This window comes from Kitasatospora sp. CM 4170 (assembly GCF_032110285.1).
Taxonomy (GTDB): Bacteria; Actinomycetota; Actinomycetes; order Streptomycetales; family Streptomycetaceae; genus Kitasatospora; species Kitasatospora aburaviensis.
This window is the reverse complement of the sequence record NZ_CP134877.1, coordinates 8,356,414-8,370,255: the sequence shown is the minus strand read 5'-3', so window position 1 is coordinate 8,370,255 and position 13,842 is coordinate 8,356,414. Positions and strand designations below refer to the sequence as shown.

The window sequence follows — 13,842 nt, the reverse complement described above, 5'->3', positions numbered from 1 at the left end:
CGTGCCGCCGCTCCCCCCGGTGCACCGGCTCAGCCCGGTCGGCGTCCGCTCACGTCGCCCGGGCCCATCGGCCGGTCGGCCGCCCCCCGGATCAGCAGGTCCGCACCGTCGGCGCTCCTCGGCGTCAGGGTGAACGACACCCGGTGGGTACGTCCGCGGGAGACGCCGGCCCCCGCCTCGGCGGTGACCGCCCAGACCTTGAACTTGCCCTTGGCGTTGGCGTCCGCCCGCAGCTCGACCTCGAACTCCATCTCCACCGGCCCCACCGTGAAGGCCAGGTCCTGGCCGGTGCCCCGCGCGGCGGCCTCCAGCAGTTCGTCCCGCACGGCCGCCACCGCGTCCGCCAGCCCGATGTCCAACTCACGCACTCCGTCCGTAAGATCATGCTTTCAGCGGACACCCTAGGAGGCCCGGGTCCGCGCGCGCAGGCGAAACGGCAAGTGCATGGCCGAAGTTGACGGAGTGTGTGGGGCGCAGCGAGGGGCGCCAACGTGCGCCGGGGGCGCTCGGTCTTCTATCGCGCGCCGGGTCGGTCGGCGGTCAGCCGGCGGCGGGCGGGGTCTCGCCGGAGCCGCGGGCGATCAGCCGGGTCGGGACCTCGATCCGCCGGGCAGGGCCGCGGTCGCCGTCGATCCGGTCGAAGAGCAGCCGGGCCGCGGTCGTGCCGAGGCCCGCCGGGTCCTGGGCGACGACGGTCAGGCCCGGGGCGAGCAGGTCCGCGAGTTCGAGGTCGTCGAAGCCGACCAGGGCGGGCCGTCCGGCGCCCGTGGGGAGGTGGTGCAGCGCGGCCAGGGTGATCCGGTTGTTGCCGGTGAGCAGTGCGGTGACGGCGTCCGGTCCGTCCGTGAGCCGCGCCACCGCGCGGGCGACGGTCGCCCGGTCGGTGGGTCCGGTGGCGATCCACCGCTCGTCGGCGGGCAGGCCCGCCTCGGCCATGGCCTCCCGGTAGCCGCGGAGGCGCTCGGTGCTGGTGTGGATCTGCGGGAGGTCGCCGACGAAGCCGATCCGGCGGTGGCCGTGCCGGATCAGGTGCCGCACCCCCGCCCGGGCGCCGACCGCGTTGTCGCTGAGGACGGCGTCGGCGTCGATGCCCGCACCGGGCCGGTCGAGGAAGACCGCAGGGGTGCCGGAGGCCGTCTCGGGCAGCAGGTACCGGTGGTCGTCGCCAGCCGGCACGATCAGCAGCCCGTCGACCCGGCGGGCGCAGAAGGCCAGCGCCAGCTCGCGCTCGCGGCGCGGATCCTCGGCGCTGGAGCCCGCGAACAGCAGGCAGTCCCGGGCCCGGGCCACCTCCTCCACGGCGCGCGACAGCGCCGAGGAGAAGGGGTCGCCGAGGTCCTCCAGCAGCAGGGCGACGCTCGCGGTGCGGCCGGTGCGCAGCAGCCGGGCACTGTCGTTGCGGCGGAAACCCAGCTCGGCGATCGCCGCCCGCACCCGCTCGGCGGTGGCGGGCGTGACGCCGCTCTCGCCGTTCACGACGCGGGACACCGTCTTGAGCCCGACGCCCGCCGCCGCGGCCACGTCCCGCATGGTGGGCCGGGATCCGGCTCTGCTCCTGGTCATGCCACCGCAGCCTAGCGGCGCCGCACCGAGGTCATGCCCGCGCACCGGACGACGGTCCGGCGGCCCGGGCCCGTCAGGGAACCCGCGCCACGAGGAGCGGTTGGAAGAACGCCGTGTCCTCGGGCGGCATCCACGCGGGTGCGTCGAAGCCGGCCTCGGTCGCCGCACCGATCAGCTGCTCCTTCGTGAGGGCCCAGTAGGTGGTGCGCCGCACCGCGACGCGCCAGTCGTCGCCCTCGGGGACCAGCTGGAAGTGCTCCAGGTCGTAGCGCTCGCCGTCGTCGTGCCAGTCCCACAGCTGGAACGTGACGGTCCGGTCGCGACCCGATCCGTGCAGTTGCGGGGCGGTGGAGGCGGGACGGGACCGCCGGATCTCGTCGTAGGGCCGGGTACTGACCAGCAGCAGCCCCCCGCTGCGCAGGACGCGGCGCATCTCGCCCAGCGCCGCGCGCAGGTCTGCTGCGGTCAGCAGGTGGGGCAGCGCGTTGTCGGCGCAGACGACGACGTCGAAGGCGGCGTCCTCGAAGGGGAGCGACCGCATGTCGGCCGTCCGGGTCGGCATGTCCAGCCCGCGCTGGGCCGCCTCCCGCCCGGCGCGCTCGGCGGCGACCGGGCTGAGGTCGGTCCCCGTGACCCGGTGACCCAGCGCCGCGAGGCCGACGGCCTGGGTGCCGATCCCGCACGCGCAGTCCAGCACCTCCGCGGGCTCCGGACCGAGGGCTGAGCGGATCAGCGCGTCCAGGGCCCGGCTCTGGCGCACCACGGCACCGTCCCAGTCGCCGTAGATGAGGTGGTAGTCCGCTGCCAGCTGATCGTAGAACCGTGCCACCGAAGCGTCGTTCACGACGGCCACACTACCCAACGACACCGGACACGCGTTTCCGTCGGCGGAACCGCCGACGGAACGGAGCGGCGTTCACCGACCCACCGTCACAGCCGTGCGCACCGCGGGTCGACAGCCGGGCCCGCCCGGCCCCGGACGCGGTCGGCCCGCGGGACTCAGTGCGGCTTGGACTCGGCGCGTCGCCCGTACCGCGCGCGTGCCCGGTGGTGGGCCTCGTCCAGCAGGTCGCGGACCGCCGTACCCGTGCGGGGGCCGGGGTTCACCACGGCCAGCCAGCCGGCGGCGCCGTAGACGGGGTGCGCGATCAGGGTGTCGGCCTCGCCCGGGTCGGCCGCGGCAGCGGCCGGATCGCCGGGGGCGTGCCCCGTCCACCGCGTGAACGCCTCCCTCCCGGCGGCGACGTTCACGCGGAAGGCGTCCGGCCGGTCCAGGCGTGAGGCCTCGTCGCCGGGACGGTTCCTGGTCACCACCGTCGCGAACGGCTGGGTGCGCGTCGGGGTGACCCCGTCCGGCGCGTAGTAGAAGAACGCGTCCCCCCAGCTGATCTCCGGTGTGCCGTCGCCGGGGGCCGGCCTGAGGGTGAGGACGCCGTCGAGGCCGTCCACGAAGCTGATGATCTCGTCCATCGTCATGTGCTCTAGCGTGGCATTCACGTGCTTGTGGAGACTTCGGGGCCGAAAGGGCGGGATCCAGGGTGCCAACTCTCAAATCGGGTGCTCTGCGCACCGTCGACGTCGCGCGGCGGGCCGGGTGCTCCGTCCAGCAGATCCGCAATCTCGAACGGGACGGGGTGCTGCCGCCCGCGTCGCGCACGGCCGCGGGCTACCGGATCTACGGCGAGGTGCACCTGCAGTCCGCGCTGGCCTACCGGGCCCTCGCCGCGGGCGCAGGTCCGACCGGGGCCAGGGGGATCGTGCGCGCCGCGCACCGGTTCCCCGGCTCGCCGGAGGTGTTCGCCCTGCTCGACGCGGCGCATGCCCGGCTCCACGGGGAGCGCGCGGAACTGGGGCAGGCCAAGGAGGCTGCGCGGGCGGTGTCCGACGAGCCGATCGAGGACGTCCGCGCCTCGGACGCGATGAGCGTCTCCGAACTCGCCGCCGCCCTCGGGGTGCGCCCTTCGACGCTGCGGCACTGGGATGCGGAGGGCCTCGTGGTCCCCGACCGCGGCCCCGTGCGCGGGGCGCGCCGCTACACACCGGCCCAGGTGCGGGATGCCCGGATCGTCCACCAGCTGCGCCGGGCCGGTTACCGCATCGCAGCCCTCCGCGCCCTCGTCCCGGAGCTCCGGCGGGCCCACCGGTCGCCGGACATCGCCACCGCGCTGGCCGCCCGGGACGCCGAGCTCGCGGCTCGTTCCAAGGCCCTGCTCGACGGTGCCGCCGCACTCGCCGCCGTCCTCGCCGCGCACGGCGGAACGGCCTGATCGCCCACCTGGACGCCGGAGGCCACCCCGCGGGCAGCCGGGCGACGAGCCAGTGCCCACCACCACCCACCGCCGCCATCGCCCCCGCCGCCCTACTGCCCCACCGCCCCACCGCCCCACCGCCTGGACAACGTTGTCAGAAGTGGTCAGAATCGGCCCGACCGACCGTCACGGCCACCGCCACGACACCGGGCCCGCACCCGCGGCCGGACGCCCGCCCGCCCACGACCGCCGGAGTAACCACGATGCGCCATGACCGGGCCGCCGCCGCCGACGACCAGCGCCCCGAGCAGCCGTCCCTGCTCGCCGCGCTCGATGTCGGCGGCACCAAGATCGCCGGTGGTCTGGTCGGACCGGACGGCGAACTCCTCCACCGGGTGCAGCTGCCCACCCCGGCCCGGGAGAGCGCCGAGGCGGTGCTCGCCACCGTGCACCGGGTCCTGGACCTCGTCGCCGAGCACCCGCTGGCAGCGGCGGTCCGCGCGGTCGGCATCGGCAGTGCCGGACCGGTCGACATCCGGCGCGGCACGGTCAGCCCGGTGAACATCCCCGGCTGGCGCGACTTCCCGCTGCGCGACGCCGTCGCCGAGCACCCGGGCGTCAAGGGCCGGCCGGTCGTCCTCGGCGGCGACGCCGTCGCGATGGCCGCCGCCGAGCACTGGCGGGGCGCCGCCCGCCCCTACCGGAACGCGCTCTGCATCGTCGTCTCCACCGGCGTCGGCGCCGGGCTGATCCTCGACGGCAGGCTGCACACCGGCCCCACCGGCAACGCCGGCCACCTCGGCCACATCACCGTCGACCTCGACGGCCGCCCTTGCCCGTGCGGCTCGCGCGGCTGCATCGAGGGCCTGGCCAGCGGGACCGCCATCGCTCGCGCCGCCCGCGAGGCCGGCTGGCGCCCGGCCGCCACCGTGGACACGGCCGCCACCCGGGACACGGCCGACGCCTCCGCCGCCGCGGTGGCCGAGGCCGCCCGGGCCGGCGACCCGATCGCCCGGCAGGCCTTCGACGGCGCCGCCCGCGCGCTCGCGGCGGGGATCGCCGCCACCGCGACCCTGGTGGAGATCGAGGCCGCCGTGGTCGGCGGCGGCGTCGCCCAGGCCGGCGAGCTCTTCTTCGAGCCCCTCCGGCGCCACCTCGCCGACTACGCCGCCCTCCCCTTCGCCGCCGGCGTGACCGTCCTGCCCGCCCGGCTGGGCACCGACGCCGGCCTGGTCGGCGCCGCCGCCCTGGCCCTCGACGCACCCACGGCCGACGCCCCCACGGCCGCCGCCCCGACAGTCGACGGCCGCTGAACCAGCCACGCCTGGCGGCCGACGGACCGCTGTCCGGCTTCCCCTCGTCCGGCTCCCCGGCGGCCACCGCTCGCCGACGGCGAGCCGCGGTCACCAGCCGCCGTCCACCAGCCGCCGGCCGCCGTCCACCGGCGTGGTCAGGCCAGCCTCTTCAGCAGCTCCTCGGCCAGCGGCCCGGCGGAGGAGGGGTTCTGGCCGGTCACCAGGTTGCGGTCCTCGACCACGAAGGGCGCCCACGGCTCGCCCTCCTGGACCAGGACGCCCGCCTCGCGGAGCCGGTCCTGGAGCAGCCACGGAGCCTTGTCGGCAAGGCCGGCCTGGGCCTCCTCGTCGTTGGTGAAGGCGGCCACCCGGTAGCCGGCGAACGCGTTGGTCCCGTCGGCGTCGACCGCGGCGAGCAGAGCGGCCGGGCCGTGACAGACCACGCCGAGGGGCTTGCCGGAGCGCAGCGCGCGGGCCAGCAGCCGGCCCGAGTCGGCGTCACCGGAGAGGTCCTCCATCGGGCCGTGGCCGCCGGGGTAGAAGACGGCGTCGTAGTCGTCGAGCTCGACGTCCGCGAGCCGGACGGGGTGCTGGAGCTCGGCGAACCCCGCGAGCGTCTCGGCGACCCGCTGCGCCCCCTCCGCGCCGCCGTTCACCTCCGGGGCGAGGCTTGCGCGGTCGACGGTGGGGACCACGCCGCCCGGGGTGGCGACGGTGATGTCGTGGCCGGCGTCCTTGAACAGCCTGTACGGGACGGCGGCCTCCTCGGCCCAGAAGCCGGTCGGGTGCTTGGTGCCGTCCGCCATCGTCCAGCGGTCGGCGCCGGTCATCACGAAGAGGATCCTTGCCACGGTGCGGTCTCCCAGCTTCGGGTCGGTACCCCGGCCTCGCCCGGCACCGGGGCGCATCGCGGGGACGCGGCGTCGGGGCGCCCTGCTGTCGGGGCACGCGGCGTCGGGGTGCTTGTCGCCCTCGAACCTAGGCGCGCTCACGCGTCGACGGCCGACGGCAACGCCGGTGCCGGACGCCAGACGGTCGGTTCCTCACCGGGATCGCCTACACGGCCGGACACGAGCAGGAACCGCTCACCCGCCCCACCCGTCATCTCCATGGAGCTGCCACAAACTCAACACTGACGCAGAGTCACCACCCCGTTCACCCGTCACCATCGAGGCCCGAGGAGATCCATGGCCGACACCGTCAACTCCCTGATCGCCCGTGTTCACGAAACCCTGGTGGGGCTCCTGACCCATGGCGCCTCCGCTGTGGGCACCGCGGGCCTCCACGACGTCGTCGCGCGCGCCACGGCGCTCGGCCCCGAGGGCACGTGGCTCGTCGCCGCGGGCCATGCGAGCCTCGCCGACGTGGCCTTCACAGGCGGAGAGACGGACCGGTTCATCTTCCACCTCGACGCCGCGGTGACCGCCGGCTACAACGACTGCGTGGCGCTCCACCTGCCCCCCGTACGCGCGCTGCACCACGATCCCCGCTTCCAGGCCCTGTACCAGCGGATGCGCATCACCCAGGCCGACCTCGACGAGTTCTTCTGGCTGCACCGGGAGATCCAGATCATGGCGAGGGACGCCCAGCGGGCGACCATCGACAACATCGACCGCCTCGACACCGGGGTGTCGCTGCTCCCGCAGGCTCCGTTGCCGACCCGCGAACCGAACACCCCCGGTGTCCTGATCACCCGCCTGGATCTCGCCGCGGCCCAGACCGCATTCCAGCAGGCCGCCGTCAAGCGGGACCTCCGGCGCAGTTCCGACAACGTCAGCCTCAGCCTCATCGACGACACCTGGGACTACGCCCGCGCCAGGCGCCATGCCTGGCAAGCCGACGAGCTGGAGTCCCACCGCCTGCAGGCGGGCGCGGCCCGGGCGTTCGTCGAACGCCCCGGTGCCGGCACCGTGCTCCTGCCCTGTCCGCCGCTGGGCACGATCACCTACCCGAGCTGAGGACCGCCGCACCGGCACGGGCGGTCGGCGAGGCGGGGGGCGAGTCGGCCGGCGAGGCGGGGGGCGAGTCGGCCCGGGTCGGCAGCCGGCCGGGAAGCGGTCGCGGCGCGCGGTCAGGCGGTGTCGGTCGGCCCGTGCCGGTCGGGCGGTACCGGTCAGCCGGTCAGCCGGTCAGCCGGTACCAACGGTGCCGCGGGCGTACATCAACCTCCCGGTTCCGTAGGCGAGGTGGGCCGTGCCGTTCTTTCCGAACTCCAGGGACGGCCAGCCGTCGCCGGTGGCCACCGGCTGACCGCTCCACCCGGCGGGTCCGCGCCTGGCGAGCACGACCTGACCGTTGTCGAGGTAGGCGATGAACAGAGTCTGGTGCGGGTCGCCCGCGGCGGAGGGGCGCCGGGGGCCGTTGGCGTCGTTGCCCTGCGCGACCACGTCGATGCTCGGGGGCGACCCGAAGGAACTGGACCAGGCGCGCACGGTGCGGGTCCGGACGTCGGCGTACGCGACGAGCACCTTGGAGAACAGGCCTCGGGCCATGGACACGCTCTCGGCGGCGCGCATGTCCGGGTCGATCACACCGTTGACGAAGGTCGGCGGGTGGGGGTCCTCGGCGTCGCTTACCTGTTCCTGCGCCAGCTTCAGCGGTTGCGGGATCACCGGCGAGCCGTCGTCGAAGCCCTGGAAGTAGGCGAGCCTGAGCCCGGCGCTGCTGTCGAAGGCCAGCGACAGGCCTGTCCTCACATCGCTCGGTGCGTCGACGCCGCTGATCTGCCAGGTTCCGCCGATCTTCCGCGCGACCGCCGCGGAGTCGCCGTTGAACGCGTCGCGGTACCCGACGGTCGGGGTGTCGGCGAACGGCGGATCGTTCAGGTTCGGCTCGATCTGCATGGAGACGTCGGCGGCGGCGCGCACGATGATCCCGGCCTGGGTGGGGATCTCCTCGCGGGACCAGCCGCCGTCGTCGCGCCTGGTGGCGAAGATCGCGTTGCCGCTCTGGCCGTCCCGGTAGGCGATGTGCGGGACGTTGGCCGAGTCGAAGCTCAGACTGATCCGCACGTCGTCCCCCGCGGCGATGCCGCCCGTGTCCTCGTGCGTCCAGTGACCGTTCTGCCGACGGGCCACCCTCACGGTGGTGCCGACCGCAGTACCGACCACGTAGGCGATGGCGGGTTCCCCGGTGCCGTCCACGGCGAGGAAGGACTGCCCCAGGACCTCGGCGGAGTCGTCGACGGTCTCTAACGTGAACTGAAGGGTTTGAGTGGTCATGACGAAGGCCCCCTTTCCGCGCGGGAGGGGTTCGGGTGCGACGCCTCTAAGGGCGCGGGCCTGCCATGTCTCTCCCTCCAGCCTAGGACGCGCACCGCGGCCCCGCCGACCCGTGCACGACTCGGTGCAGTGTGCGCCCGCAGGCCCGAGCCCCCTCCGGGCCGACCACCCGCCTCGGGGACCGGCACCGGCCGCCCTGGTGGGACTGCTGCGACGGGCCGGCCCCGGCCTGCGGCCTCCCGCGGCATCCGGGGCGGCGAGGTCGGCCGGGGCGGCCCTGCGGACGAGCGATCAGACCGCTCGGATCCGCGCCCAGTCGTAGAGGCGGTGGGCGCTGTCGCCGAGACGGGTGGCGTAGAGCGTGCCCGCCGGGCCGCCCGCGAGTTCGTCGGTGGCGGTGGTGACGCCGACGACGGTCCCCGTGCCGGTCCGGGTGTCGAAGCCGGTGAGGTGGGGGCCACCGCTCGCCCCGTGCGACATGTCGCAGGACCCGCCCCACAGGAGGGGGGCCGCAGAGCCGGGCCGGACGGGTCCGGCACAGTGGATCATGCGTGAGCCGGTGTACTTGCCGTCCGGGTTGTTGAGCCGGTCCTTCGGATAGCCGAAGGTGTGGACGAACTCGCCCTCCGCAGGCCGGGTGAACGCGATCCGCTGGCTCCCCGTGACGTCCGCGACCGGCCGCCCCTCGGCCGAGCGGTTCACCACGAGAACCCCGGTGTCGAAGCCGGCCACGGCTACGTCGTCCGAGGTCGTGCTGCCCGGATCGGCGTCCCAGCGGGAGGAGGTGGCCATGCTCCTGACGCTGAAGCCGCCGAGCGGCTTCGTGCCGTTGCGGTAGCCGGGTACGAAGTACAGGTTGTGGTTCCAGGTGTCGGCGTTGGCGGGGGAACCGACGCCCCGCAGGCAGTGCGCCGCGGTGAGGACGGTGCTGCGGTTCGCGCCGGTGACGACCGTCGCGGTGCAACTGCCGTCGTAGCCGTCGGAGAAGGTGAAGAAGAGTCGGCCGACACTGCGGTCCACCGCTCCGCCGTGACTCCAGACCGCCCCCGGGTCCGGGGTGTCGGCCGGCAACGGCCGGGGGTCGTCGGGTGTGTGGTCGTCCTCGGGCACGGGAGTGATCTCGGGGATCAGGGCGCCCGCCAGCCGCATCCGGTCGGGCGTCCAGTAGGCGTCGATCCGGCTGCGCTCCTCGGCGGTGGTGGCGCCGGCGTGCGTGGTCACGACGTCGCGTTCGGCGGCGACGGCCGCACCCGGCAGCAGCACCGCTGCGGTGGTCGCACTCAGCAGGAGGGCTGCGACGGCGGCGAGCCGGCGGGGCAGCGCGCGGTCGGTGACGGAGGTTCCTGGTGTCATCGGCATGGGCGCAACGGTAGGAACGGGACATCAAGGTCTCGCGTGGAACGGGTCTCGCTCCCCCGTCGAATGGATCAGGGCCCGGTAAAGACGTCTCGGCCGTGTATCGGTGGCGGTCGCAGTCAAGCGGCGCCGGTCGGACCAGCCGTCGGCCGGACTGTCGCGGACCGCCCCTGCGGAGAACCGGGTGAGGGCACGCCGGCCCCCTAATCGGGCTGGGTCGGGGACCACTTCCGCCCGTCGTAGGAGAACGCCGCCGCGTCGCGGATGCCGACGGTGTGAAAGGGCCGGCCGTGGTCGTCGACGCGGAGCCTGCCCTGGCGATCACCGCTGGTCCAGACCAGATCGAGGTACCAGGTGACGTCCTGCGAGGTGGTGGCGGCATCGACGTTGAAAACCTGCGGGTCGGTCACGGAGACGCGGTAGGGGAAGTTCGAGACAGTGGACTTGCCCGCACTCCCCTCGGCCGGTACGGGGACGGCCCGGGGCGCGGGCGCGTCGAGGTCCACCGCCAGAGCCGCCGGGGCGAGGGCACCACCGCAACCGGAGCCGGGTGTGTAGGCGTTCCCCTTGGGTGCCGGCTGCCTACCGACGACCTGGACGTACGCGGCGTGCAGGACGACCGGCGTGGCGCTGGCGCCCTGGGCGGTCAGTTGCAGGCGCAGGTGTCCACCCGGGACCGCCTGCTGGGCGGCCGCCCAGCTGTCGATGTCCGCTGCGGTGTCCGGCGGCGCGGTCACCTGGCCCGGGGAACGGGCGGAGAGGAACCACTGGCCGCAGGGGCTGCCCCAGTTGTCGGTCAGGACGTTGACGTGAAAGGGGGCGGGGCTCTCGTCGACCGGTGCCGACGCGGTGGGCGACGGCGTCGCGGGGAAGCCGCCCGAGGACGGCGGACTCACGGCCGGAGTCGGGGCCGCACCGGTCACGGTCGCGGTCGGGCCGGCGCTCACGGCGGAGGCCGACGTGGAGGTGGCGGAGGCGGGCGCGGAGACGGCGGGGGCGGAAGCCGAGGTGGCGGCGGGTCCACCACGGCCGTTCAGGACGAACGCCGGCACCGCGGCGGCCAAGCCCACCACGGCAACCGCACCGAGTATCGCCCTGGAACGCCATCGGCCGGTCCCGGCCGCCAGCCCTGACGGCTGCACCCTCGCCACGACATCCGAGCTTGCCTGCGACTCCCGGTCCGCTAGCGGATCCGGATCGGGCGCAGGCTCAGGCGCCGGTGCCGGTGCCGGTGCCGGTGCTGGTGCCGGCTTGGGTGTCACCGTGCCCGTCTCCCGGCGCCGCGCCGCGTCCGCCAGGATCCAGCGGCGGTGCAGCTCGACGAGTTCGTCGTCCTTGGCCCCGCAGACCCGGGCGAACCGCTCCACCGGCGCGTACTCGGAGGGGACCGCCGCGCCGTTGCAGTAGCGGTGCAGCGTGGAGGTGCTGGTGTGCAGTCGGGCCGCGAGCACGCCGTAGCTGTGGCCCGAACGTTCCTTCAGCGCCCTCAGCATCCCGGCGAACCCGTCGGTCTCCACGCCCATGTTCTGACTCCCCCACACCGCGGCCCGGCCCGGCTCCACACCGAACCCGCAGCTCACGCTACCGGTTGCCGGTCCGGGGTCCCCAATTCCGGGTGGGCCGCGCGCGGGCTCAGGGCTGCCGGTCCGCGGTGGACGCGCTGGCGGCCGCGTCCACGACGGAGCTCCGGTACAGGCCCAGCTTCGGCTTGACGACCGCGCCGGTGCCGAGCGGGAAGTTGCGCGTCTCGGCGGTGGGCATGTGGTCACCGTCGGCCAGCACGTTGAGCTGGTCGATCCCGGACGCGGTACCGGCACCCGCCCCGGCCGGATCGAGGTCGATCACGGCGTACGCCGTCCGGCCGGCCCCGACCGGGTAGGCGGGAGCGCCACCCAGCCCGCCGGGGACCAGCGGCCTGACGTCCTTGCTCCGGTCCGCGGATCGCGCGTCACCCAGGCTCACCATCGGGTAGTAGCTCAGACCGCAGGCGTGCGGGCCCTGGTTGCGCACCTCGATCACCCGCTGGGTCGGCGCCTGCGGGCGGGTGGTCACCCGCACCGACAGGTTCTTGCCCTCACAGGGGTGGGCGTAGGCGTACGAGTCGTCGTCGGCGCCACCGGAACCGGCTGCCGGGCTCGCGGCGCTCCCGGCGCTCCCGTTGCCACCGGCCCCGCCGCCCCGGGAGGCGCCGGCGGTCGGCTTGCCCGCGCCCGGCCCCGCAGCGGCCGGGCCCGAACCGGACGGGACCTGCGCGCCGGACGACGCGGCGGCGGCCGGCGGCGCCGCCGGATTCGGGGCGGCGGCACCGGACGCACCGGACGCACCGGCAGGGGCGGAGGTGGCCGAGGTGGCCGCCGGCCGCGGTCCGGCGGCCACCGTGTCGGGCCCGCAGGCGGTCAGGGCGAGAACGGCGCCGGCAAGCGCGGACGGCACGAACAGAGCACGGCGAACAGACATGACGAACCCCCGGAGAAGCGAAGCACGGATGGTGGAAGGCGGTCGGCGCCACCATCGGCGCCCCGCCGAACAGACTGTGGCCCGCCATCCGTCCCACCCACCACCCCCTGCCGCCGATCCGGCACGCGGGAACGATTCCACCCCATCTGACCTGCGGATTCATGAACCTCCTGGAACGGCCCGCCGGGACGCGGCGGCGTCATCCCCCGGTCAGGATGCACACACAGGTCACCACGGGCGCCGTGTCACTCCAGCCGCCATCGTCAGCAGCGCGCCCGCCTCGTCATGCCACCTTCCGTGGGAACCGGCCGGGCGGGAACGACGGCCGGCACCGGGACGGGCAGCAGCTCTGCAGGCTGTCAGTCCCGGTTGGCAGGATGCGTGGTGACGCAACAACCCGCACCGAGGAGCATCGTGACCGCCACCACCGAACCGACCTACCGACCCGCCTTCCAAGCCTTCTGGTGCGCCACCGACCTCGGTCCGCACCGCCCGTGCGGCGGCACCTACGAGTGGTACGACTCCGGCACGCTGCCACCGCTGGACCCGGCCCGTTTCGACGGCGGGTTCGGGTGGCTCGGCGGCACCGGCCCGGTGATGCCGGAGCTCGCCAAGCACCTTGACGCCGTCGCCGCCGAACTGGCGGGTGCCGGGATCGCGCTGCCCGCGGACTTCATCGCCTTCCAGAGCGGCGCCGCGAGCCACCAGGCCCTGGACGCAGTGTCGGCAACGGCCTGCTGGACGGATGTTTCATCGCCGATTGCGAGCCCGGTGGAGCCCGGTGCCTTCCTGGTCCGGTTCCTGCGCGACCAGCAGGACTGCGTGCACTGGTACCTCTACCTCCGCCCCACCGGCGAAGCCTTCGTGGTGGCCTCCCCTCTGGACCTCGAAGACGCACCCGAGCGGGACGAACCTGGCGTGCCGGTGGACTGGTTCGGGGCCATCGCCTGGTGCGCTGCCTCGTTCGAGGAGTTCGCGTACCGCTTCTGGGTGGAGAACCGCCTCTGGTGCGCGCTGCACGGGTACGGCGGGGAGACCATGGACGACGAGCTCGCCGGGTACCTCGCGCACTATCAGCGGGGCTGACCGGCAGGGCGGGCGGACCGGGGATCCGGGTCCGGTGCCTGCTTCGGCAGCGTGCGGCCTGTTCGAAAGCCCGGTTGTTCAGTGAGGGTGAAGCTTCTGGCGATAGGTACCCACCATGACGGCCGAAGCCCTGTACCAATTGACCAGCTCCGAATACACCGACCAGACGACAGGCTCAGGGGCGGCAGTGGGGTGGCTTCGAGGGTCGTGGCATCAGAGGCGGAGCCGGGTTCCGGGCCGGGCACGCTCGGGTGGCGAAATCGCCGGCTTTCGATGCCGGAACCTGTCAGGATCCCCGAATGGAGATCCGCCGCGTCACTCGGGTCGAGGCCGTCAACGCCGCCGGGCACCTCTTCGACACCGCCCCAGCTCAGAAGGCGACTGAACGGTTCCTGGCGGATGAGCGCCATCACCTCCTGATCGCCTATGTGGACGATGTCCCTGCGGGGATGGTCACCGGCGTCGAGATGACGCACCCGGACAAGGGGACCGCTTCCCGCCCAGGGCAGTTGGCGACCGGATGTCCGGTCACAAGGCACAGGGCAGTATGATCCGCCGCTTCATCATCTGGCGGAACAAGCACGCCGCCTGCCCCCGGGCGGCGGCCTCGGCGAT

At 74.2% G+C, this 13,842-nt stretch carries 14 protein-coding genes; 5 read left to right on the top strand and 9 right to left on the bottom strand.

Annotation, left to right across the window (positions count from 1 at the left end):
• Positions 1-29 precede the first annotated feature (29 nt).
• From RMN57_RS34935 to RMN57_RS34920, 4 genes are all read right to left on the bottom strand, one after another.
• Complete coding sequence (locus RMN57_RS34935) at positions 30-368, bottom strand: trypco2 family protein (protein WP_313767307.1); 339 nt, start codon at positions 366-368, stop codon at positions 30-32.
• Positions 369-540: 172 nt separating this feature from the next.
• Positions 541-1,563 carry a LacI family DNA-binding transcriptional regulator gene (locus RMN57_RS34930; protein ID WP_313767306.1) on the bottom strand — a complete coding sequence of 341 codons (1,023 nt, stop codon included), beginning with the start codon at positions 1,561-1,563 and terminating at the stop codon, positions 541-543.
• A gap of 73 nt (positions 1,564-1,636) precedes the next feature.
• On the bottom strand, positions 1,637-2,407 hold the full coding sequence (locus tag RMN57_RS34925; RefSeq protein ID WP_313767305.1) for a class I SAM-dependent methyltransferase: 771 nt from the start codon (positions 2,405-2,407) through the stop codon (positions 1,637-1,639).
• A gap of 155 nt (positions 2,408-2,562) precedes the next feature.
• A complete protein-coding gene (locus tag RMN57_RS34920; RefSeq protein WP_313767304.1) occupies positions 2,563-3,039 on the bottom strand; it encodes a DUF6194 family protein in 477 nt (158 codons plus the stop codon).
• Between the two features lie 62 nt (positions 3,040-3,101).
• Here RMN57_RS34920 and RMN57_RS34915 point away from each other — a divergent pair, with 62 nt between their 5' ends.
• Positions 3,102-3,830, top strand: a complete 729-nt coding sequence (locus RMN57_RS34915) for a MerR family transcriptional regulator (protein WP_313767303.1) — start codon at positions 3,102-3,104, stop codon at positions 3,828-3,830.
• A 245-nt stretch (positions 3,831-4,075) separates the two neighbouring features.
• On the top strand, positions 4,076-5,125 hold the full coding sequence (locus RMN57_RS34910) for an ROK family protein (protein WP_313767302.1): 1,050 nt from the start codon (positions 4,076-4,078) through the stop codon (positions 5,123-5,125).
• Positions 5,126-5,262: 137 nt separating this feature from the next.
• Here RMN57_RS34910 and RMN57_RS34905 read toward each other — a convergent pair whose 3' ends face one another.
• On the bottom strand, positions 5,263-5,958 hold the full coding sequence (locus RMN57_RS34905) for a type 1 glutamine amidotransferase domain-containing protein (RefSeq protein ID WP_313767301.1): 696 nt from the start codon (positions 5,956-5,958) through the stop codon (positions 5,263-5,265).
• A 336-nt stretch (positions 5,959-6,294) separates the two neighbouring features.
• On the opposite strand from RMN57_RS34905, the gene RMN57_RS34900 reads away from it, so the two are divergent.
• Positions 6,295-7,065 carry a hypothetical protein gene (locus RMN57_RS34900; protein ID WP_313767300.1) on the top strand — a complete coding sequence of 257 codons (771 nt, stop codon included), beginning with the start codon at positions 6,295-6,297 and terminating at the stop codon, positions 7,063-7,065.
• 171 nt (positions 7,066-7,236) lie between these two features.
• On the opposite strand, the gene RMN57_RS34895 is transcribed toward RMN57_RS34900, so the two are convergent.
• The 4 genes from RMN57_RS34895 to RMN57_RS34880 all read right to left on the bottom strand — a co-directional run bounded on the left by RMN57_RS34895 (position 7,237) and on the right by RMN57_RS34880 (position 12,141).
• A complete protein-coding gene (locus RMN57_RS34895) occupies positions 7,237-8,328 on the bottom strand; it encodes a hypothetical protein (RefSeq protein WP_313767299.1) in 1,092 nt (363 codons plus the stop codon).
• Between the two features lie 291 nt (positions 8,329-8,619).
• A complete protein-coding gene (locus tag RMN57_RS34890; RefSeq protein ID WP_313767298.1) occupies positions 8,620-9,687 on the bottom strand; it encodes a hypothetical protein in 1,068 nt (355 codons plus the stop codon).
• A gap of 200 nt (positions 9,688-9,887) precedes the next feature.
• Positions 9,888-11,207, bottom strand: coding sequence for a helix-turn-helix transcriptional regulator (locus RMN57_RS34885; RefSeq protein WP_313767297.1), 1,320 nt, complete (start codon positions 11,205-11,207; stop codon positions 9,888-9,890).
• Positions 11,208-11,316: 109 nt separating this feature from the next.
• Positions 11,317-12,141, bottom strand: coding sequence for a DUF4232 domain-containing protein (locus RMN57_RS34880; protein ID WP_313767296.1), 825 nt, complete (start codon positions 12,139-12,141; stop codon positions 11,317-11,319).
• A 414-nt stretch (positions 12,142-12,555) separates the two neighbouring features.
• On the opposite strand from RMN57_RS34880, the gene RMN57_RS34875 reads away from it, so the two are divergent.
• Together RMN57_RS34875 and RMN57_RS34870 are read left to right on the top strand one after the other, a co-directional pair.
• On the top strand, positions 12,556-13,227 hold the full coding sequence (locus RMN57_RS34875; RefSeq protein ID WP_313767295.1) for a hypothetical protein: 672 nt from the start codon (positions 12,556-12,558) through the stop codon (positions 13,225-13,227).
• Positions 13,228-13,526: 299 nt separating this feature from the next.
• Positions 13,527-13,778, top strand: a complete 252-nt coding sequence (locus RMN57_RS34870) for a hypothetical protein (protein ID WP_313767294.1) — start codon at positions 13,527-13,529, stop codon at positions 13,776-13,778.
• Positions 13,779-13,842 lie beyond the last annotated feature (64 nt).